Consider the following 21,109-nt stretch of genomic DNA (forward strand, 5'->3'; position numbering starts at 1 on the left):
ATGTCGAAGAACTTTGTGGCAATAAATCGATACTGGAACCGATATACATGGATGTAGTTGATCCCAACCTTCAGCGTCTCAAGCAACCTGAGGTACGCTCGACAACCCTAATCTGCCAAATGGATCATTTCGTTCGCCACCCCTATGGTCTGTTCGGCTTCGGGTGGGCGCTTGACCATGAGCATACGATTTTTCAGGCGCACCTTTGCATGGGGTTTGCGGATGGGCGTGTGGAGCGCGTTGCGGTGTCGTTGGGCAGAGCGCGCGAAGACGTCGCTGCAGCGTTTCCGAATAACGATCGCGCGGCCAACTCAGGTTTTATGGTGATTGCCGGTTGGGGCGCCGAGGATCCTGTAAAGGTCGAGCTGGTGTTTGAAATGGCGGCTGGCGCCGTCGGTCGCCACGAACTGGTTCTGTCGGCGCCTGACGCTACACCCAACACTGAAGTCGCGGAAAACATATATCTTGCCAAGCGAGCCTGGGCTTATTTGCGCCGTGGGAATTTTAAAACGCTGATCAGGAAGTGCCTGCGTTATCGCGGGCGCAATCCAGCGCTGCTGAGTCAGGACGAGGTCGCTCTTGCTGCCCGTTTGAAGAACCGCCCATGCCGTTTATTGATTGATCATTCGATGGGCGGCGGCGCCAATCTTTTCCGCGAACGGGTGGCTGCTGATTGGAGGGCGGCAGGTGATACCGTCATCTTGCTCAGCTTTCGCGTGTCCTCAATGCAGACGTTCGTAGAAATTCGGGATCGTAGCGGGTCTTATTCGTGCAAACTCGCGAATTTGGACAGCCTGGCCGAACTGTTAGTGCGTGCAAATCTTAAGGAAGTGTTTTTTAACTGCGCTGTCTCTTTTCCACAGCCCCAAAGCGTCAGGGCGTTCATGCTGGCGTTGAAACAGCGAACCAAGACTAACCTGGTGGTGGCGATACATGAATACTTTCTTGTCTGCCCGTCGCATTTCCTTCTGGATGATAAGGGGCAGTACTGCGGCATACCTTCAGTATCGCGTTGTAATGAGTGCCTGAGTAATCATCCTGATGGATTTGTCTCTCTGGCGGGCGAACGTTCAATTGAACGCTGGCGTGAGATGTGGGGTGAATTGCTGCGTGCAGCTGACGAGATCCGTTGTTTTTCAACTTCATCTCGAACGCTACTTGAGCGCGCTTATCCGGGCCTGGGAGCCCGTGCCAAGCTTTCTCCGCATTATGTGGAGCCGCTGCGCGAAGTTAGCCTCCCAAAACAGCCGCAAAAGTACCTGACGATTGGCGTCATTGGCGCGATTTCCCATCACAAAGGGGCAGGTGTATTGGAGGGGTTGGCCGAAGCTATTCGTCAAGCGGACGCGCCAGTTCGAATTGTCGTAATTGGAAACGTTGATGCGCCTTGTCCTGCGGATGTGGTGAAGGAAACAGGTCCCTATGCACAAGACGATTTGCCAAAGATTGTAGAAAAACATGGCATCAGCATTGCGTTCCTGCCTTCAATTTGCCCTGAAACATTTTCCTTTGTTGCGCATGAAATCCTCTCGATGAAACTTCCATTGATATGTCTCGACCTGGGAGCTCAAGCCGATTTGGTGCGCAGTCTCGACACCGGTTACATCGCAAAACGACAAGATGGGCCGGGCTTGCTCGAGGATATCTTGGCTTTCGATCGTTCTCTTCACCCTTTAAGTCTTAAGGTCATCTCTTGAAAAAAATACATGTTTATACCAGCGCGGCCTGTAATTACATTCCAAAAGTACGGGCATTGGTCGAATCGATTAAAAAATACCATCCTGACTGGGTCGTGCATTTGGCGTTATCGGATGAAGTGCCCGCCGGTTTAGACCTGTCCGCAGAGCCGTTTGATGAAATTCATCCCATCAGCAGCCTCGATATTCCGGATGCAAATGGTTGGGCGTTTTGCCATACCATCGTAGAGCTGTCGACGGCCATCAAGCCGTTCCTTCTTGCTCACCTGCTTGATCGTCCTGACTGTGCAGGGGTGATCTACCTCGACCCTGACACCGTGCTGTTTTCACCACTTAATGACGTGCTGGAAGCTATCCAGCATTCAAATATCGCGCTGACGCCTCATCAAGTGACTCCAGAGCCTAACTTGGCTGCGATCATGGATAACGAAATATCGAGCCTGAAGCACGGTATTTATAATCTGGGCTTCCTCGCGGTAGCCCCTACGGAAATTGGTAAGCAGTTTGCTCGCTGGTGGTCGGATCGCCTTTACTACTTCTGTCGTGCCGAGATTCACAACGGGTTGTTCACCGATCAGCGCTGGATTGATCTCGTGCCGGCGTTCTTTGAAGGCGTATGCATCCTTCGCACGTCGCGCCTGAACGTGGCACCGTGGAACATTACAACTCGCCAGATTACCGGTGAATTGCCAGATAAAGTGTTGGTGGACGGCCAGCCTCTTGGCTTCTATCACTTCACTGGTTTTGACAGCGGTGCGCATAAGACCATGGCTTGGAAAAATGCCGCTGACCAGCCGACCGCGCATGCGTTGATCAAATGGTACACAGAGACTATTGCTGATCTTGGCAAAGACCCTTTGAGCCAAGTGCCTTGGGCATTCTCGCGTTTTGCGGACGGTACCCCTATTCCAAAGGCCGCACGCCTCATTTATCGGGAGCGTCTGGACTTGCAACAAGCGTTTCCGGATCCTTTTGCAACCGAAGGCGGTGGCTATCTGGCTTGGTGGGAGTCCCAGGGACGTGTTGAGTTCCCTGCGTTTTTCGACGCCAAGACGTCGGCCGCTGAGACGTTGCGGGTCACGTCTGCGCTGACTCCAGGATATCAAGCGGGTGGAGTGCCGGCCGTATTCAGTTCCAGTCGCGTCCGTGAACATTTAGGCCAGGCGCTAGACGATCCAAGTCACGGTGTGAAGTTGGCTAAACGTGCGTGGGAAGTGCTGCGTACAGAAGGTGTTCCCGGTATCGTCAAACGTATTTCGCGATGACCCCGATTGCTTGAAAAGGATTAGATGTGATGCCGTTAACGGATGTTAATCAGCAGCGGGAAGGTACGCTTCAAAACAAGAGGGCAAATGCATTGGGCGCTATCAGGGCTGGCCACGTGAGCCGCCTTATCATTTTGCTCACCGCGCTGCTTGCCTGTGCAGCGATTGCTATACATGCGCCAGGGCAAATGTCGATGGACTCCAGCATACAACTGTACGAGGCCTATACAGGGCAGTCCGTGAGTTGGAGTCCGCCGTTCATGTCGGCTTTGCTCCATTGGCTCGGAGGGGGGGAACTCTCAACCGCCATGTTCGTGCTGATCAATGCGGTGCTGCTTTACGGTGCCTTTGCCGCTGTCGCATTGACGATGTTGCAAATACGCGCAGCGTGTGGCTTTGATGAAATTGCTACATGGCGAGTGGTCCTTGCATTCCTGTTGATAATGAACCCGATCATTTTCATTTACGCAGGGATCGTATGGAAGGATGTGTTGTTTGCATCTTTATTAACCGCCGCATGCGCCTGTGCGATTGCCGCCACCGTGGGGTCATCGCTACGTCGTTACTCTTGCATCGGTTTGTCCATCGTCCTGCTTGGCGCTGGCTATCAGGCTCGTCAGCAAGGGGTATTCATGGCGCCGGTACTTTTGCTGTCGCCAATCCTCGCTTATTACTCTTTCAAACCCAGTAGAAAGCTCCTGGCGGCTGCAGTGATTGTCGTGTTGTTCGTGGGCGTTGTCTGGGGTATTCAGCACCAGGTCAACTCCACGATCAAGGGCGCCGATGATCGCGCGAGCTCTGTTGGCTTCCGCGGTATCATGCAGTTTGACTTGGCGGGGATCATCAGTGATTCAAAACGCTCCCCTGGTGATTTTGTTTTCCCGATTACTGAAGAGCAGTTTACTGCGATCAAGGCTGCCTATGATCCAAGCAGAATTGATTTCCTTGATCTGAACCCGGTTGTGCACGACTGGTTGGCGGCCATTCCACCCGAAACTCTACGACAGGCCTGGTGGGCGATGGTTAAACAAAACCCAGGCGCTTATCTGGAGCATCGAGCAACTACCTTTGCAACTTTGCTAGGAATGCGTGGGCTTAATGGTACGTTGCCGGTCTTCGTTGGGGTTGAGGGTCGCCCTGACTACTTCGCAGCGGTTAGCATTAAACAAGGTACAACGCAGCGTGCTCAGAAAGTCTATGACATGGCCGCCTATTTTTTCAATTGGCCAATCTATCGACATTTTTTCTGGATGGGGTTACTAGTTGTTATTGCTGTCGTTGGTGGGCGCAAGACCTTACCCGGTGCTGTAAAGGCGATAGGCGCAAGTATTGCACTCGCTACGATCTTGATGTATGGCTCGTTCCTACCGACCAGTATTGCTTCGGATTTCAGGTACCTGTTTGGGGCAATACCCTTAATCATGGTATTAGGCTTGGTACTATTACTCGGTGTCGAAGAGAAGCGGCAAGCGTAAAGGGTGAGGTTGCAGGATGTTGTCCAGTGTCAGGCTCATTATTAGGTGCGTTGTGGATGATTCGGGCTTTTAACGGTCACACGCGAATGTATGACTGAAAGCCTTCGCTTCAGTGGCTCCTTCTATTTAGAGGAGCCCCTTGGCGGTTTCTGGGATGGCCTTTAGTATTTTACACATTGTGACACTACGACTGCCTATCCACTTTCTACTCGGAAGCAGGTGAGTCGGGTATTAGGAGAGCGGTTATCATTATTTATATTCAACGTGCTGTAACAGTGAATCCAGGAGTCAAGCTATGAACCCGCATGCTCCCCAACCCATATCGATATGGGCGTTGCTGCGTAGTCTGTGGGTGAATCGCCAGTTAATTGGCCAAATGACCAAACGTGAAGTGATAGGTCGTTACAAAGGGTCGTTTCTCGGATTAGGGTGGTCTTTTCTCAACCCTTTACTGATGCTCGCTGTCTACACTTTTGTATTTTCCGTGGTATTCCGCTCTCGTTGGGGAATGGCAGAAAATGGGGTAGAAGAAAGCAAAGCGATGTTTGCTGTCGTGCTTTTTATCGGCATGATTGTCTACGGTCTTTTTGCGGAGATTCTTAACCGTGCCCCGGGCTTGATCGTGGGAAATGTCAACTATGTGAAAAAAGTGGTTTTCCCCCTCGAGATTTTGCCCGTCGTCGCAGCCTGCGCTGCGCTATTTCACGCGTTGGTCAGCTTGACTGTTTGGCTGTTCGCGTACTCCATTCTTATTGATATGCCCGATTGGCATATGTTGTACCTTCCGTTGGTGCTTTTTCCGCTATTGGTTCTTGCACTGGGATTGGCATGGTTTCTCGCATCGCTTGGCGTTTTCCTTCGGGACGTAGGGCAAACGGTGACCATTATTACAACCATGATGATGTTTTTGGCGCCGGTGTTTTTCCCAGTAAAGAACTTGCCGCTGGAATTCCAACCACTCATCATGGCAAACCCTTTGACGTTTATCATTGAGCAAGCCCGAGATGTCTTAATTTGGGGCAAGGCGCCAGACTTTATGGGGCTTTTCCAGTACTTACTCATTGCGTTAGTCGTATTCTGGGCAGGATTTGTATGGTTCCAGAAAATGCGAAAAGGGTTCTCCGATGTGCTCTGATATTGCGATAAAAGTAAGCGGCGTCAGTAAATGCTTTCACATTTACGACAATCCTCGCGACCGGTTTTTACAAATGTTTAATGGTCGACGCAAACAATACTTTAGAGAGTTTTGGGCGCTGCGTGACGTCTCCTTTGCGGTCCGCAAAGGTGAGACCGTGGGTATTATCGGGCGCAACGGTAGCGGCAAGTCCACGTTGTTGCAAATCATCTGTGGTACGTTAACGCCAACCTCAGGGGATGTTCAAACGTCTGGGCGAGTTGCGGCATTGCTAGAGTTGGGGTCCGGCTTTAATCCAGACTTTAGTGGGCGTGAAAACGTCTATATGAATGCTGCTGTGCTCGGGCTGTCACGAGAGGAAACCGATGCACGATTTTCTGAAATAGAAGCGTTCGCTGAGATCGGCAACTTTATTGATCAGCCGGTCAAGACGTATTCAAGTGGGATGATGGTTCGCCTTGCGTTCGCTGTGGCAATTAACGTCGACCCTCAAATTCTTATCGTCGATGAAGCATTGTCGGTAGGGGATGAGCTATTTCAACGCAAATGTTTTGCACGAATCGAGGCGATCAAAGCCAACGGTGCAACAATCCTGTTTGTATCACATTCGGGCAGCGCGATTGTTGAGCTGTGTGATCGCGCCATTCTTTTGGATAATGGCGATAAGCTCACGGAAGGTACGCCTAAAAGCGTTATCGGAAAATATCAAAAACTGCTTTATGCGCCTAGCGAAAAAATTGAGAGTATCCGTGCAGCGGTCAGCAGTGAAGGCGATGTAGCGCTATTGACATTGAACTCAATGTCTGAGCCGGCACAGTCGTCGGCATCGAAGAGTCATGTTGATGAGGTGGAAGAGTTCTATGACCCTCATCTGATTTCCAAAAGTGAATTCGCCTATGAGTCCCATGGTGCGGTCATTCATTTACCGAGGATCGTCGATCTTGCCGGCGAGCCTGTTAATTGTTTGAAGCGCGGGCGTACCTATCGTTACACCTACAAAGTTGAGTTTGCAGTCGCTGCGACGGGTGTGCGCTTTGGCATGATGATCAAAACGTTAGCCGGCGTCGAACTGGGTGGTGCTGCGACCGCTCTAAATCCTCAAGATGCCATCAGTTATGTATCAGCCGGAACTGTGATCCAAGTTGAGTTCGCATTTGAGTGTAACTTGAATCCAGGTACGTATTTCGTGAATGCCGGGGTGTTGGGTGCTATCAAGGAGGGAGAGACCTACCTGCATCGGCTATTGGATGCCTGTTTATTCCGAGTGTTACCGGTTACCGAGCAATTAGCGACCGGGGTTATAGATTTTAAATGTGTTCCCGATGTATTAATCTCCAGTGGCGAAAGTATTCGACACTCGAATAAATAACTCTCATTGGATTTTGAGTGATGGGCAATAATTTGGTATTTCAGGTCTCCAGCGTCAGTTCCGACACGAGAGCCAAGATCAAAGGTCAAAAGCCACTCGTATTATGGTTGACCGGGCTTAGCGGTGCGGGGAAAACTACCGTCGCCAACGCCATTGAAGTGGCGTTGGTTGAGCGGGGTCACCACACCTTTTTGATCGATGGCGACAATGTTCGCCTTGGGTTGTGTCGAGATCTGGCGTTCAGCGATGCCGATCGTGAGGAGAATATCCGGCGTGTAGCAGAGGTATCGCGATTATTCGTTGATGCCGGTCTTATTGTGATCACCTCATTCATCTCTCCGTTCGAGCGAGATCGAACGCTCGCGCGCGAGGTCATCGGCGCTGATGCATTTATTGAGATTTTTATTGATGCACCACTTTCTGAGTGTGAGCGGCGGGACCCAAAGGGGCTTTACGTGAAAGCCCGTAAGGGGTTGATCAAAAAATTCACCGGCATCGACTCTGTTTACGAAGCCCCACGTGCCCCCGATATTCACCTTAATACGTTGGAGCACGACGTGTCGACGCTGGTCTCAAGGGTATTGGCATATCTTGATGAGCGGGAGTTAGCGTAGAAGATTTCAAGACTTTACGATAACAACGATACCCAAAATGATAATGGCAACCCCGGCGAAGTATTGTGGTTGGAAGCGCTCTCCCAATATGAAGTGACTTCCAATCGGTACTAGCACGAATGCAAGTGCCATCAATGGGTAGGCTTTGCCTAATTCAATCTTCTGCAGTACCCATATCCAGGCAATTGTAGTGATGCCATACAGTGCGAAAGCTGAAAATAATGTAATCAGTGTTTTGGTATCAAACCAGCTACCACTTTGATGCAAGGCCGCAGCGCTAAGCTTAAATAGAATTTGCCCGATGGCAATTCCGACAACACAAGCAAACGCTATCAGGTAAATCATGCTGAGTGGTCCTTGTTAGGCAGGATATGTTTTTTGCGTAACACGTGGAAAGCTTGGCGCGGGGAGGATGAAATGTCATGGCCGATGAATGCCAGTAAAAATTGAATTCCGACAATGACAGGTAAAGCGGATAGCATCACAGTGCCGGCTGGTGTCGATACATTGGATTGCATAGACTCGATCCAATGGCTAATGCCGAAGGTTGACCCCGCGACTAACAGTATTATGCCTAGCGGAAGCTCAATCGATGCCAGCGACATGCCGCGAAGGTAATAATTGTAAAAAATGCGTTTGCCGAAGTTTCGGATATGTTTGACGAGAAACTCTCCAATTACTTTGGAGATTTTCAGATTGCTGACTTCATCTTCATACTTGGCATCCATAGGGATGTCAATGACAACGCCGCCCAATGTGTTGAGGCGAAAAAGCATGTCAGTTTCAAAGAAGTAACGCTGGCTTATCTTGTTAAGGGGTAGGTGTTTGGCTATTTCACTGTGAATTGCTGTATAGCCGTTGGTCGGGTCGAATAGCTCCCAATAGCCCGAAGACAATTTCGTCATAAATGACAGGACAGCATTACCGAACAGCCGAATTTTTGGCATTTCGGATATCTTTTCCAAATTGAAAAAGCGATTGCCTTTGGTGTAGTCAGCGTTGCCGGCGATGATGGGAGAGACAAAGTCACTGATCAGGCTGGGGTCCATCTGTCCATCACCGTCGATCTTCACGATGATATCGATTCCATCCGCGATGGCGGCCTTGTAGCCAGTCATCACCGCTCCGCCGACGCCCAGGTTGACGGGGTTGCGCAATACTACTACGCGTTCGTCGGTACAGTGTTCAATAACGAAATCTCCCGATCCATCCGGGCAGCAATCGTCAACTACGTAGATTTTAGAAACTTCCGGCCCGATCAGCCGAATTACGTCTAATATGTGATTCTTCACTTTATAGCTGGGAATCAGAACCGCTATTGTCGTAGCTTGATCAGACACGCGAGTGCTCCATCTCTCATGCAAAAAAAATTGTAAGGGAGCCTAACATATTCAAGTGTAATGAAGAACAGGGATCTGCATTAAAATTCTTTCCTGCCTCACCGTAATATCCTCGGTTGACAACATTAATATTGTTGACTTTAACGTCATGCAAGCAACAAATGTGCGGGAGCCCTATGTTTACGGGCTGGCGTTGATAGCCCTCATCAAGACCCTGCTCATGAAGGTGTAAAACTAGCGCCGAAACGGGTAGCGTGTTTGAACTTGTGAGGAGGTGAAAGGTCGTTCGGGCATTTTATAAGCTCCTTGTCGCTCCCGGACGCGTGAACCAGTTGCTCAAGGGGGCCCGTGACGGTTGACTTTTGACCAGTGGTGTACGGTACCAACGGTTCGCGGGGGCCTGAATACCAGTCCAGTACTGGAGGTCGCGAACCTCTTGGTAAGTAATTCAGCGACAGTGGTATGCAGCAGGTCCGGATTGGGGTGGCGGCCTTTTCCAAAGCGGGAACCAGGTCATTTTGAGACGAGATGGTCGTTAATTAAGGCATCGCGAGTCTGGAAAGACGTCAACAGGATGATACGTTCCGCCATCCAAAATCACATTTGTTTACCAATGCAGTGAATGGTCTTCTTGGCAATCTTTAGCTTCTGAGTTGTTCCGCTAGACACACATTTTTGGCGGTTGGAAGGCAGAGCTTATTGTTTTTTAAATGTAGCGTAACCGCCCGCTCAATTAGCTCAAGCTTGATCGCTTGGGAAACTTAAAGCTCATTGTTGATGAATTGGAAAGGCTATCCAGCATGATGGAGTTTAGGCGCTCTCTTAAGGTTAGGGGGTATCAACTTTAGGGGTTTTGATGTTTTTCAGGGAATCCTTTTCATGTTTCTGTGATCGTTAAGTGCGCCGTAGTCAAAGCTGTTTCTATATGCAAAATTTATTAATCCTGTAGGCATGTATACGTGTCTACTCTGATTTTCTATACGTCTATTTTTCCATTGTTTTTATGTTGTTGTCGCATGTCGGGATTAGATTATATTCGGTTATGATGTATAAAAGTATCAACCCTAATCCACGCATATTTTAAACTCCATTTTGACGATCCCTTAGGTAGCAGGTGAGCTCAGTCTTCGGGTGGAATTCTGGTTCTAAGCAGATGGCAGCATCGTTTTGTTGTGTGCGACTACCGTGACGAGGCGTCATATAGCTAGGGTTGAGTTATAATTGACTAGGCTGAGCCCTCCAGGTATTTTGATTCGGTTCAGCTTTTCTTAAATGTCGACGCCCTGGCTTCAAGTGGTGTGCTATTTTTTATTTCGAGTCCACGTAGTGCACTAAAAGCGAACGTCTGACGGCCAAATGGCAGCTCTCGACATGACGAGTCACGTATGGCGCAAGGTGCTTATGATTGGAGAGCCTGGCACTTTTTTGCGGCCCATACATTCCATTGGAGTGTTCAAATGAGCTTGGACGCAGCGGTCGGTAATTCCCTTGCGTAAGAGACAGATGCCCAGTCTGGCCAAATTGAACTGGCGGATGGCTGCGTTTTTAGCGCAGGAACACCCCTTTGCGACCAATATATTCAGAATGAGTTGAGTTGTTCTGGTTTTGTGGTAGATTGCCGCGAAAAAATCGCTATGGAAGAATGAGAAATGGTATTCAGTTCGGTCGTGTTCATTTTTTACTTCTTGCCTGTTTTTTTGTGCCTGTATTATTTGACGGGCATCAAGAATGCGGTATTGCTGACGGCAAGCGCCATATTTTATGTGTGGGGAGAGGGACTCTATTTATTACTGCTGGTCGCGTTGTTGGCGGTAAACTTTAGTGCGGGGAAAGTAATAGGGGCAGCGGTTGGGCGAAATCGAAAATTAGCGCTGGCTGTGTTTGTTGTTGTGGATTTATTGGTTCTCGGTGTTTTCAAGTATAGCCAGTTCGTTGTTGATATTGTATCCGGGGTAATCGGTGTTGAATCCACTCATATTGGTATGCATTTACCACTGGGTATTTCATTCTTTATTTTTCAGTTAGTGTCTTACCTTGTAGAGGTGTACAGGCGGACGATTCGCCCGGAGACCAGTATTGTTCGCCTTTCCACCTATGTGATGATGTTTCCACATTTGGTTGCGGGTCCGATTGTTAGATACACCGATATCGAAGGAGAGTTGCGTCATCGAACGGTAGGGGTGGAGAAGTTTGGTCTGGGTGTTCAGTACTTTATCGTCGGGCTGTGCCAAAAGGTAATGATCGCAAACTCGGTTGCACCGGCCGCGGACCATTTATTTGGGCTCGATCCATCGGGCGTTACCTTAGCAGTCGCTTGGATTGGCACGCTGGCCTACACATTGCAAATCTACTTTGATTTCTGTGGCTACTCCAATATGGCCATTGGCCTTGCCTTTATGTTGGGGTTCAGGTTTCCCAAAAATTTTGACTATCCTTACTCTTCGAAGTCTATAACCGAATTTTGGCGTCGCTGGCATATGTCCCTATCTTTTTGGTTTAGGGACTATGTCTATATTCCGTTGGGGGGCAGCCGTGGAGGAGAGATTTCAACGGTTCGAAACCTGCTGATAGTTTTTTTTGTCACAGGCCTTTGGCATGGTGCGGCGTGGACTTTCATATTTTGGGGCATGTTTCACGGCTTGTTTGTCGTGCTGGAGAGGGTGTTCTTAAAAGGCATACTCGAAGCGGCTCCCGCTCTACTGGCTCGGGCGTACACTTTGGCTGTAGTCATGGTGGGGTGGGTGTACTTCAGAGCCGATAGTTTTGACCAGGCTTGGATCATCATCAAGGCGCTGGTGGGATTCGGAGGTGCCGTACAAGTATGGCAGCCCATGATGGTCTGGATGACGCCTGAAACAGTCTTGGCCCTCATCGCCGGAGCCATCCTTTCATTTCCTGTTATTCCTTGGTTAGGAACACAGCTTAGGTTAACCAAAGTCAATGGTTCTACGGAGCCTGGCATGCACGGTAGAGATGCGGCGGACGTTCATGCACTGCCAGCCTATTTTCTGCTAGTTGGGTGGGGATGCTGCATGTTCTTGCTTGCCAGCAGTACGCTTAACCCATTTCTTTATTTCCGATTCTAAGGCGTGCATATGAGCCATGTTTCCGAAAGTGTCGAACTGCCAACAGAGACCAAGCTTACGTACCATTGGTGGTTCTTGATTGTTGGCGTGATTCTGATAATGACCGTCGTTCATGTGTTTCCTTTATTCAAAGTTAAGGAACCCGAAATGGCGGAAAACAGGGTGCTGGCGAGCCTCCCTCCTTTTCCGAAAAGTGTTCCTGAATGGGCGGCGTTACCGGCGAAACTGGATGCGTTTGTGATTGACCAGTTTCCACTTCGCACCCAGATGATTACGCGGCTGAATTTTGTCCGATACACGGTGGGTTACTCAGGCTCGAAACGCATCATTGTGGGGCAGAATGGTTGGCTTTTTTATGACGACGGTAGTCATCTGTCTCTGATGTCGGGTAGCCTTATTTTGGACAAACCGAGTGTTGATGCTTGGGTGAGTGGGTTCAGGCAGCGGGTAGATTATCTGAAGAAAAGAGATACGAAGTTTTACTTCATGGTGGCCCCGGTCAAGGAGGATATTTATCCCGAAAATCGACCCAAATGGATGCCTGAAGTTCGCGTGACTACCGAAATCGATGAGATCATCAACGCTTCAAGAAAAGCAGGCTTCGACCAAATTATCGACCCGCGGGAAGCTATTTTCTTGGAGCGCCAAAATCAAAAACTTTATGATGAGTTCGACACGCATTGGACAGGATTGGGTGCCTATATTGCTTATCAGCAGTTAATGACAAGGATGTCTAAAGATTTCGCCGACCTGCAGCCTTTGCCGATGGCCGCCTTTACCCCGGTTCCGGTTACGAAGGCGGGTACTCCGAGAGATTTGTCGTTGATGTTGGGGATATCAGATTTTGTCCCGCACGATCGTGTGTCATTTGCGGGTATGCAGACCCATCCACCCGAAAAAACCACTTTTTTAAGCGATAACCATAGCTGGGTTGCACCGCAGGTTCTTCACACCGAGGCCAAGACTGGAAAAACCCTGCTGCTCCTGAGAGATTCATTTTCAACTGAGTTGCTGCCACTCCTGAAAAAGCATTTTGATACGATCGTGATGGCTCACGTGCAAGATGGTTTTTTTCGAACGGATCTCATTGAACAGTTCAATCCCGATGCCGTTGCAATTGTCGTTATCGAAACGGGAACTCGGCACTCGATGGGGATGATCCCTTCTTTAAGCGAGCCTTGAGAGAGCGTGTTCAACCCCGTTGATCTCCCCCCGAATAGCGATCGTTGAGGTAGTGCCTGGCGGCGGGTACTATCTGGACACTAACTGCAACTAAAATAAGCTGCAGGTGACAAAGTTACTGTACGAGTTCCCTCTGTCAGCGACCGTCGCTATTTTGGTGGTGCTGAGAAGAGGCGGGTATCCGGCGTCGAGCGGGTTCCTTGCGCACCCGTCACATCCCGCGCTTGCCAACCCTGCTCGTTCAGATGGTTGCATGCAGCCACACGATGGTTTTCAATCGGGTGACTTGTGCGTTACTCGTCGAGATGTTTTACACGACGAAGGCTGGGGGGCGGCTGGCCGATGTGGACAGAGGAACCTCGGGCCCGTTCTTGCAACCCTACAGAAAAAGATGTGACTTAATGATTATTTTAGTAACCGGTGGTTCAGGCTTTATCGATGCAGGTTTTGTATCGGGTTGCGTGGAGAATAATTACTCCGGCCAAATGGCATGAGGATTCTTCTGCTGGGCAAAAATGGCCAGGTAGGCTGGGAACTCCAACGCAGTTTGGCGCCTTTGGGTCAAGTCCTGGCGCTGGACTCAAAAAGCCAGGATTACTGCGGTGACTTGGCCGACTTGAAAGGATTGGCGGCCACTGTGCAGCGCTTTGCGCCTGACATAATTGTTAACGCCGCGGCCTACACTGCCGTTGATAAGGCCGAAAGTGAGCCTGAGCAAGCGTTGCGAGTCAACGCTGAGGCTCCGGCAGTATTGGCAGCAGAAGCCCGAAAGCTGAATGCCTTACTGGTGCATTATTCGACTGACTATGTGTTCGCCGGCGACGGCGATACGCCCTGGCAGGAAAGCGACCCGACGGGGCCTCTGAGCGTTTATGGCACTACCAAGCTACAAGGTGAGCACGCCATTCAGACATCTGGTTGCGCGCATCTTATCTTCCGTACAAGTTGGGTGTACGCAGCGCGAGGTAACAACTTCGCCAAAACCATGCTGCGCCTGGCTATCGAGTGTGACAGCCTGAATGTCATCGACGATCAGTTTGGCACGCCGACCGGCGCGGACCTTCTGGCGGATGTCACTGCTCATGCTATCCGCGCGATGCGCATGGACCCTCAACTGGGAGGCGTTTACCATCTTGCGGCTGCAGGCGAGACCACCTGGCACCGCTACGCTCGTTTTGTACTCGAGCAAGCGCAAGCGGCCGGTGTGGTACTCAAGGTTGCGCCTGCATCGATAGGTGCGATTGCGACCACTGCGTATCCGACACCTGCCAAGCGCCCGGGCAACTCTCGACTTAACACTCACAAATTGCAGAATGCCTTCTCACTTCGTTTGCCAGATTGGCAGGGCGGTGTGGCACGGATGCTGATAGAAATTCTAGAGAAATGAAAATGCTCAAACGTAAAGGAATTATTTTGGCGGGTGGTTCGGGCACACGCCTGCACCCTGCGACCCTGGCTATTTCCAAGCAGCTGCTGCCCGTTTATGACAAGCCGATGATTTATTATCCGCTGACCACATTGATGTTGGCAGGTATCCGCGACATTCTGATTATTTCCACGCCGCAGGACACCCCGCGCTTCGAACAGCTTTTGGGGGATGGCAGTAATTGGGGGTTGAATATCTCCTATGCCGTACAAGCATCACCGGACGGCCTGGCCCAAGCGTTCATTATCGGTGAGGAGTTTATTGGTAATGATCTGTCTGCCTTGGTGTTGGGTGACAATATCTACCACGGTCATCATTTTGATGAGCTGCTCAAGAGTGCGATGCTGCGTGAGGACGGCGCCAGCGTTTTTGCCTACCACGTGAACGATCCGGAGCGTTATGGCGTTGTAGATTTTGATGCGCAAGGCAAAGCCATCAGTCTTGAAGAGAAACCGCTGCAACCCAAGTCAAATTACGCGGTAACAGGCCTTTATTTCTACGACCACGACGTCGTTGAAATTGCCAAGAGCATCAAGCCATCACCTCGTGGCGAACTCGAGATTACTGATCTCAACCGTGTTTATATGGAACGCGGCAAGCTGTCGGTGGAAATCATGGGCCGCGGTTATGCATGGCTCGACACCGGCACCCACGATTCGTTGCTGGAGGCCAGTAGTTTCATCGCTACGCTCGAGCATCGTCAGGGGCTTAAAGTGGCTTGCCCCGAAGAGATTGCATTTCGTCAAAAGTGGATTGATGCAGAGCAGTTGGAGATGCTTGCGGCACCGCTTTCTAAAAGCGGTTACGGTAAATACCTGAAGCGCCTGCTGCACGAAAAGATTTTTTAAAGAGCCGACTGTAAGGCGGCATCGTGTGATGTTGCCTTAAGTTTATTTGCCCTGTACCGCCGCCAAGCCGGCTCTGATAACACCTTGGAGACATCGTAAAGATGAAAGCCACTTCCCTCGCCATTCCAGATGTTCTTCTGTTTGAACCGAACGTATTCGGGGACGAGCGCGGTTTTTTCTATGAAAGTTTCAATCAGAAAGTTTTCGAAGAGGCCGTCGGAAAACCTGTTCAATTCGTGCAAGACAACCATTCCAAGTCAGTGCGCGGCGTACTTCGCGGGCTGCATTACCAGATCAAGCAGGCCCAAGGAAAGCTAGTTCGTGTTGTACAAGGAGAAGTCTTTGACGTGGCCGTGGACTTACGTCAAAGCTCGCCTACATTCGGCAAGTGGGTGGGCGCCCACCTCAGTGCCAGTAACCGTGCGCAGCTCTGGATACCGGAAGGGTTCGCCCATGGTTTTGTGGTGCTTTCGGAATCGGCTGAGTTTCTCTACAAAACGACCGATTATTGGGCGCCGGAGCACGAGCGCAGTCTTGCGTGGAATGACGCGCATGTCGCTATTGAGTGGCCGATTTCCGAACCGCCTACACTTTCGGCTAAAGACACAAATGCCAAAAGTTTGGTGGATGCTGAAACCTTCCCTTAGTCGAATCCTCGTTTCAGTAGTCTTAACGCGTCCACTCAGGTTGGGAGTGGACACGAGGGTAATTGGCCGTTTGTTTTGACGATTGTCGGTTCAAAAAAGGGCAGCAAGCCTGCTGACTTTACAGCGCCTTAGTCAATGTGTTCGGCGCAACACCAACCACAACGCCCCCCCAATCAACACCCCCCCATACAAATGCGCCATCGACAACGGCTCCCCCAGCAACAACGCCCCCCACAACACCCCAAACGGCGGAATCATAAACGTCACCGTCATCGACTTCACCGGCCCAATGGACGACAGCAAGCGGAAGTACAGGATGTAGGCAAACGCCGTACACACCAGCCCCAACCCCAGCAACGAAGACCATACCTGCCAACCACCCCAGCTCGCTGGTGGATGGCTGATGGCGCTGTAGGCAAAGAACGGCAGTAAGAAAAGGGTAGCGCCGAGCATGCTGCCCAACGCCGCAAGCCGGCTGTCCAGGCCGCCACGTTGATCGAGCCAGCGCCGCGCAAGGAAACCGGCAAAGCCGTAGCACGTGGTGGCCAGCAGGCAGGCTAGTGCGCCCATCAACAAGTCCAGATCAAAGGCTACCGGCCCGGCACGGGTCAGGACTCCTACGCCAAACAGGCCCAAACACACACCGGCGATTTTCGAAGGGGTCAGGCGTTCACTGAAGAACAACCCGCCAATCAACACGCCCATCAACGGCGTGGTGGCGTTGAAGATCGCCGAGTATCCCGCCGGCAGCACCTGGGCGGCCACGGAATACATAGTCGCGGGAATGCCGGAGTTGATCACGCCGAGCAGCAGCACGGTCTTGAACTTGCCCTGGAAGTCCCAGTTCACGCGCATCATCGTGAGGATCACCAGCAACCCGGCGGCAGCAATCGACACGCGAAAAAACGCAGTCGGCACCGTGCCGATTTCCGGCGCAATGATGCGCATGAACAGGAAGCTGGCGCCCCAAATGGCAGCCAGCCCCAACAGGTACAGGGTGTCGACAGGTCTCACGGAACACTCCTACATCAATAAGGCGGCGAGTGTTGCCCAGTGGCCTGCGCGACACAATCGCTAATTACAGGACAAACCGCGTGACCATGCCGTTGAGGTCCACCGCCAGGCGCGACAATTCGTGGCTGGCCGCCGAGGTCTGGGTGGCACCGGCGGCGGTCTGGGTCGACAGGTCGCGGATGTTCACCAGGCTGCGGTCGACATCGCGGGCCACCAGGGCCTGTTGCTCGGCGGCGCTGGCGATCACCAGGTTGCGTTCACTGATTTGCGAGATGGCGGCGGTGATTTTTTCCAGGGCGCTGCCGGCGTTGTTGGCCCGCTGCAAGGTCTGGCCGGCGTGCTCGGCGCTGCTGTTGAGCGCTTCGACGGTGCCTTGGGTACCTTGCTGGATGCCGTTGATCATCTGCTCGATTTCTTCGGTGGAGTCCTGGGTGCGTTGCGCCAGCGAGCGCACCTCGTCGGCCACCACTGCAAACCCACGCCCGGCCTCACCTGCGCGGGCGGCTTCGATGGCGGCATTCAGCGCCAGCAGGTTGGTTTGCCCGGCGATGCCGCGGATCACTTCCAGCACTTTGCTGATGTCCTGGGCTTGTACGGCCAACCCTTCGGCCTTGTTCGAGGCGCCGAGCACTTCGTCCACCAGGTTCTGGATCGAGCTGATGGTTTCGCTGATCTGGTAATGACCGTGCTTGCTGTCTTCGTCGGAGGCCTTGGATGCCTCGGCGCTGGACACTGCATTGGCCGCGACTTCGTCCACTGCTGCGCTCATCTCGTTGACGGCGGTGGCGGCCTGTTCGATCTCATCGTTCTGCGCTTGCAAGCCACGGGTGCTCTGCTCCATCACCGAACTCATCTCTTCGGCTGCGGACGCCAGTTGCTGCGCCGACTCGCTGATGCCATGGAGGGTGGTGCGCAACTGGTCCTGCATGGTGGCCAGGGCCGTCAACAGTTGCGCCGGTTCGTCGCTGCCTTTGACCACGACGGGCTGGCTCAAATCACCACCGGCAATGGTGCGCGCCACGGCCAGGGCCTGGCCGAGCGGGGCGGTGATGCTGCGGGTCAGCAGCCAGGCGAGCAACAAGGTCGCGATCAGCGCGCACACAATGATCAGGCCGACCACCCACTGCGCGCTGGTATACATCTGCGCCGCCGTGTCTGCTGCGGTTTCCACGCCTTTTTGGTTGAAGGTAATCATGTCCTCCAGGCTTTTATTCAGGAGCGTGCCCTGCGGGCCGAGGCGCGTGCTGAGCAGGTCGATGGCGTCTTGCTGCTGGTCCTTGTCGACCAGCTCCACCATCTGGCTGACGATACTGTTGTAAGTGTTCACATTGATGTTGAGCTGCTTGAGCATGGCGCGTTCGTCGTCGCCGCTGAGCAGGTCTGCGTGGTGCTCCAGCAGGGTGTTGAGTTCGCTGCGCTGGTTGGCGATCAGGCTTTTGCTGTTGTCGCGGATCCGTGATTCGTCGGTGGTCGCCATGCGCATCGACTCCAGGCGGATGCTGGCGATGCAGGCGGCAGCGTCGTGGATATTCTCGATGCTCGGCATCCACGATTCTTCAATCACCAACGCGCTTTCGCGCAGCTTGGCCATCTGCCCCAGGCCAAACATTCCGACGATCACCAGCATGCTGGCCAACACCCCAAAACTCAGGCTGGCGCGCAGACCGATCGGCATATTCCTCAATGACATCTTAGTGCTCCTTAGGCGATTTGAACCGGTTCCCGGGTCGGTCTTCAGACCTTGTTAGGTTGGGAAGGGCGCGCTATATATCAAAGTGCCATCAAGGTGGTAATCGGGGTTTCCCCTAAGTGGTATCAAGGGTGTTACATACGTTGAGAACTCACAGGTTTGCGCGGTTTCCTGGCAATGAGCGTCAAGCCCCGCAGCTCCAGGCCTGTAGCGGTGGGCGGCGCGACTTTATGGTGTTTTTGCTGACCGTACGGTCGATTGGTGAAAACTGAAAATAAATGTACAAATTGCATGAAGTTGTACAGTTCGGATGTGCAAATCATCCTTCTCCTGCCTCGATTCACTGGCTAAGCTCAGGCATCCAGATACCCGTTCGAGGTTTCCCGCATGTCGCCATCCGCCCCTGCCATCGCCCGCATGATCCTCGATGGCTTCGACGATTACCGTGAGCACTTTCGCCAGATCACCGACGGCGCTCGCGAGCGTTTCGAAAAGGCTCAGTGGCAACAAGGGCAGGCGGCGTCGGCGGCGCGGATCAATTTGTATGAAGAGAAGGTCGCTGAAGTCACGGCGCGTCTGCGTGCCCACTTCGATGAGGCGGCGTTGCTGGCAGTGGACGAGTGGCCATTGGTCAAAAGCGCGTACATCGGCCTGATCGACCTGCGCTTTGACGATGAGCTGTCCGAGACCTGGTACAACTCGATCTTTTGCGGGCTGTTCAGCCATGACCTGATCAGCGACGGCTGCATGTTCATCCACACCACGCGGCCCAGCCTGCGCCGGGCACGTGCGGCGCAAACGCGTACCTATAAGCCTGCGGGCGACCTGGCGGCGACGCTGGCGCAGATCTTCGCCGATTACCGCTTCAGCGAAGCCTACGCCGACCTCGACGGCGACCTGCGCCGCCTCCAGGCGCAGTTGCGCGAAAACCTGCCGGATTGGGTGTGCAAAGACCCGCAGCTGAGCATCGAGCTGTTTTCGTCAGTGCTTTACCGGAATAAAGGCGCCTACCTTGTTGGTCGTATTTTTACCCGTGACGAGCAATGGCCCCTGGTGATTCCGTTGTTGCACCGCGAAGGGCGCGGCATCCAGATCGATGCGCTGATCACCGACGAAGCCGATGTGTCGATCATCTTCTCCTTCACGCGCTCCTACTTCATGGTCGATGTGCCGGTGCCGGCCGAGTTTATCGGCTTTCTCAAGCGCATCCTGCCTGGCAAGCATATTGCCGAGCTGTACACCTCGATCGGTTTCTACAAGCACGGCAAGTCGGAGTTCTACCGCGCGTTGATCAACCACCTGGCGACCACCGATGATCAATTCATCATGGCGCCCGGCGTGCGCGGCATGGTTATGAGTGTGTTTACGCTGCCGGGTTTTAACACCGTGTTCAAGATCATCAAGGACCGTTTTTCGCCGTCGAAGAACGTCAACCGCGCCACGGTGATCGAGAAGTACCGGCTGGTTAAAAGCGTTGATCGCGTGGGGCGCATGGCCGACACCCAGGAGTTCGCCGACTTCCGTTTTCCCTTGAGCAAATTCGAGCCCGAATGCCTGGCCGAACTGCTCGAAGTGGCCGCTGGTACGGTGCAAGTGGAGGGCGATACGGTATTGATTCGCCACTGCTGGACCGAGCGGCGCATGACCCCGCTCAACCTCTACCTCGACAACGCCAACCCCGCCCAAGTGCGTGAAGCCCTGGAAGACTACGGCCTGGCGATCAAGCAACTGGCGGCGGCGAACATCTTTCCCGGCGACATGCTGCTGAAGAACTTCGGCGTCACCCGCCACGGTCGTGTGGTGTTCTATGACTATGACGAGATCTGCTTTCTCACCGAAGCCAACTTCCGCCACATCCCCGCACCGCGCACGCCCGAAGATGAAATGGCCTCGGAGCCTTGGTACTCCATCGGCCCACTGGACGTATTCCCGGAAGAGTTCCCGCCGTTCCTGTTTGCCGATGCCGGCCAGCGCAAGCTGTTCGACGAGTTGCATGGCGAGTTGTACAACGCCGACTACTGGAAAGGCCTGCAGGAAGCGATTCGCGCGGGCAAGGTGATTGATGTGTTTCCGTATCGGCGCAAAGACCCGCTGTAAACGCATATACCGTTTGGGAGGAGGCTTGCTCCAATTTAACAACGTCTGTGCGAAGTGGGCTGTTGTGGCGAGCAGGCTTGCCCTGCGTTGGGCTGCGCAGCGGCCCCAAAAACAGACTCAGAGTTCTTTCAGGAGTATCTCGGTGTCTACAATGAGGCTGCTGCGCAGCCCAACGCAGGGCAAGCCTGCTCGCCACAGAGGAGCGTGGGTTAAGACAGTTGCTC

The 21,109-nt window shown here is 52.5% G+C and carries 16 protein-coding genes; 12 read left to right on the forward strand and 4 right to left on the reverse strand.

All coding sequences use genetic code 11. The annotated features are described in order from the left end of the window. Nucleotides 1-47: 47 nt before the first annotated feature. The 6 genes from AB4P96_RS10090 (at nucleotide 48) to cysC (ending at nucleotide 7,555) form a co-directional block, all read left to right on the forward strand. A complete protein-coding gene (locus AB4P96_RS10090) occupies nucleotides 48-1,697 on the forward strand; it encodes a glycosyltransferase (protein ID WP_176991418.1) in 1,650 nt (549 codons plus the stop codon). Then, nucleotides 1,694-2,962, forward strand: a complete 1,269-nt coding sequence (locus AB4P96_RS10095) for a hypothetical protein (protein ID WP_026013508.1) — start codon at nucleotides 1,694-1,696, stop codon at nucleotides 2,960-2,962. The genes AB4P96_RS10090 and AB4P96_RS10095 overlap by 4 nt, the downstream gene beginning before the upstream one ends. 29 nt (nucleotides 2,963-2,991) lie before the next feature. Next, nucleotides 2,992-4,437, forward strand: coding sequence for a hypothetical protein (locus AB4P96_RS10100; RefSeq protein WP_017134825.1), 1,446 nt, complete (start codon nucleotides 2,992-2,994; stop codon nucleotides 4,435-4,437). 295 nt (nucleotides 4,438-4,732) lie between these two features. After that, a complete protein-coding gene (locus tag AB4P96_RS10105) occupies nucleotides 4,733-5,572 on the forward strand; it encodes an ABC transporter permease (protein WP_017134826.1) in 840 nt (279 codons plus the stop codon). Beyond that, on the forward strand, nucleotides 5,562-6,941 hold the full coding sequence (locus AB4P96_RS10110) for an ABC transporter ATP-binding protein (protein WP_017134827.1): 1,380 nt from the start codon (nucleotides 5,562-5,564) through the stop codon (nucleotides 6,939-6,941). Before AB4P96_RS10105 ends, AB4P96_RS10110 begins: the two co-directional genes overlap by 11 nt. A 20-nt stretch (nucleotides 6,942-6,961) precedes the next feature. Beyond that, nucleotides 6,962-7,555: an adenylyl-sulfate kinase gene (gene cysC, locus AB4P96_RS10115; RefSeq protein ID WP_017134828.1), complete on the forward strand. Its 594-nt coding sequence runs from the start codon at nucleotides 6,962-6,964 to the stop codon at nucleotides 7,553-7,555. A gap of 6 nt (nucleotides 7,556-7,561) precedes the next feature. Here the strand turns inward: cysC and AB4P96_RS10120 are convergent, their stop codons facing one another. Together AB4P96_RS10120 and AB4P96_RS10125 are read right to left on the reverse strand one after the other, a co-directional pair. Further along, nucleotides 7,562-7,900, reverse strand: coding sequence for an EamA family transporter (locus tag AB4P96_RS10120; protein WP_017134829.1), 339 nt, complete (start codon nucleotides 7,898-7,900; stop codon nucleotides 7,562-7,564). After that, nucleotides 7,897-8,895 carry a glycosyltransferase family 2 protein gene (locus AB4P96_RS10125; RefSeq protein WP_017134830.1) on the reverse strand — a complete coding sequence of 333 codons (999 nt, stop codon included), beginning with the start codon at nucleotides 8,893-8,895 and terminating at the stop codon, nucleotides 7,897-7,899. The genes AB4P96_RS10120 and AB4P96_RS10125 overlap by 4 nt, the downstream gene beginning before the upstream one ends. Before the next feature lie 1,649 nt (nucleotides 8,896-10,544). On the opposite strand from AB4P96_RS10125, the gene AB4P96_RS10130 reads away from it, so the two are divergent. The 5 genes from AB4P96_RS10130 to rfbC all read left to right on the forward strand — a co-directional run bounded on the left by AB4P96_RS10130 (nucleotide 10,545) and on the right by rfbC (nucleotide 16,084). Beyond that, nucleotides 10,545-11,981 carry an MBOAT family O-acyltransferase gene (locus AB4P96_RS10130; protein WP_395600735.1) on the forward strand — a complete coding sequence of 479 codons (1,437 nt, stop codon included), beginning with the start codon at nucleotides 10,545-10,547 and terminating at the stop codon, nucleotides 11,979-11,981. Between the two features lie 9 nt (nucleotides 11,982-11,990). After that, complete coding sequence (locus AB4P96_RS10135) at nucleotides 11,991-13,163, forward strand: hypothetical protein (protein ID WP_176991415.1); 1,173 nt, start codon at nucleotides 11,991-11,993, stop codon at nucleotides 13,161-13,163. A 490-nt stretch (nucleotides 13,164-13,653) separates the two neighbouring features. Then, a complete protein-coding gene (gene rfbD / locus AB4P96_RS10140; RefSeq protein WP_017134833.1) occupies nucleotides 13,654-14,550 on the forward strand; it encodes a dTDP-4-dehydrorhamnose reductase in 897 nt (298 codons plus the stop codon). Nucleotides 14,551-14,552: 2 nt separating this feature from the next. Then, nucleotides 14,553-15,437 (forward strand): glucose-1-phosphate thymidylyltransferase RfbA, encoded by an 885-nt coding sequence (gene rfbA / locus AB4P96_RS10145; RefSeq protein WP_032865395.1) that lies wholly within the window; start codon nucleotides 14,553-14,555, stop codon nucleotides 15,435-15,437. Nucleotides 15,438-15,538: 101 nt separating this feature from the next. Then, nucleotides 15,539-16,084 (forward strand): dTDP-4-dehydrorhamnose 3,5-epimerase, encoded by a 546-nt coding sequence (rfbC, locus tag AB4P96_RS10150; protein ID WP_236460288.1) that lies wholly within the window; start codon nucleotides 15,539-15,541, stop codon nucleotides 16,082-16,084. A 132-nt stretch (nucleotides 16,085-16,216) separates the two neighbouring features. Here the strand turns inward: rfbC and AB4P96_RS10155 are convergent, their stop codons facing one another. After that, complete coding sequence (locus AB4P96_RS10155; RefSeq protein ID WP_176991413.1) at nucleotides 16,217-17,098, reverse strand: DMT family transporter; 882 nt, start codon at nucleotides 17,096-17,098, stop codon at nucleotides 16,217-16,219. Nucleotides 17,099-17,162: 64 nt separating this feature from the next. After that, a complete protein-coding gene (locus tag AB4P96_RS10160) occupies nucleotides 17,163-18,788 on the reverse strand; it encodes a methyl-accepting chemotaxis protein (protein ID WP_017134837.1) in 1,626 nt (541 codons plus the stop codon). A 387-nt stretch (nucleotides 18,789-19,175) separates the two neighbouring features. On the opposite strand from AB4P96_RS10160, the gene aceK reads away from it, so the two are divergent. Then, the gene (aceK, locus tag AB4P96_RS10165) at nucleotides 19,176-20,885 is read left to right on the forward strand and encodes a bifunctional isocitrate dehydrogenase kinase/phosphatase (protein ID WP_099548841.1); all 1,710 of its coding nucleotides are present in this window, start codon (nucleotides 19,176-19,178) and stop codon (nucleotides 20,883-20,885) included. Nucleotides 20,886-21,109: the final 224 nt, after the last annotated feature.

Source organism: Pseudomonas sp. B19125 (genome assembly GCF_044218855.1).
Classification (GTDB): Bacteria; Pseudomonadota; Gammaproteobacteria; order Pseudomonadales; family Pseudomonadaceae; genus Aquipseudomonas; species Aquipseudomonas edaphica.

Coding starts and splice junctions, on each gene's coding strand:
- AB4P96_RS10090 (WP_176991418.1), top strand. CDS start 48: ATGGATGTAGTTGATCCCAACCTTCAGCGTCTCAAGCAACCTGAGGTA.
- AB4P96_RS10100 (WP_017134825.1), top strand. CDS start 2,992: ATGCCGTTAACGGATGTTAATCAGCAGCGGGAAGGTACGCTTCAAAAC.
- AB4P96_RS10105 (WP_017134826.1), top strand. CDS start 4,733: ATGAACCCGCATGCTCCCCAACCCATATCGATATGGGCGTTGCTGCGT.
- AB4P96_RS10110 (WP_017134827.1), top strand. CDS start 5,562: ATGTGCTCTGATATTGCGATAAAAGTAAGCGGCGTCAGTAAATGCTTT.
- cysC (WP_017134828.1), top strand. CDS start 6,962: ATGGGCAATAATTTGGTATTTCAGGTCTCCAGCGTCAGTTCCGACACG.
- AB4P96_RS10120 (WP_017134829.1), bottom strand. CDS start 7,900: ATGATTTACCTGATAGCGTTTGCTTGTGTTGTCGGAATTGCCATCGGG.
- AB4P96_RS10130 (WP_395600735.1), top strand. CDS start 10,545: ATGGTATTCAGTTCGGTCGTGTTCATTTTTTACTTCTTGCCTGTTTTT.
- AB4P96_RS10135 (WP_176991415.1), top strand. CDS start 11,991: ATGAGCCATGTTTCCGAAAGTGTCGAACTGCCAACAGAGACCAAGCTT.
- rfbD (WP_017134833.1), top strand. CDS start 13,654: ATGAGGATTCTTCTGCTGGGCAAAAATGGCCAGGTAGGCTGGGAACTC.
- rfbA (WP_032865395.1), top strand. CDS start 14,553: ATGCTCAAACGTAAAGGAATTATTTTGGCGGGTGGTTCGGGCACACGC.
- rfbC (WP_236460288.1), top strand. CDS start 15,539: ATGAAAGCCACTTCCCTCGCCATTCCAGATGTTCTTCTGTTTGAACCG.
- AB4P96_RS10160 (WP_017134837.1), bottom strand. CDS start 18,788: ATGTCATTGAGGAATATGCCGATCGGTCTGCGCGCCAGCCTGAGTTTT.
- aceK (WP_099548841.1), top strand. CDS start 19,176: ATGTCGCCATCCGCCCCTGCCATCGCCCGCATGATCCTCGATGGCTTC.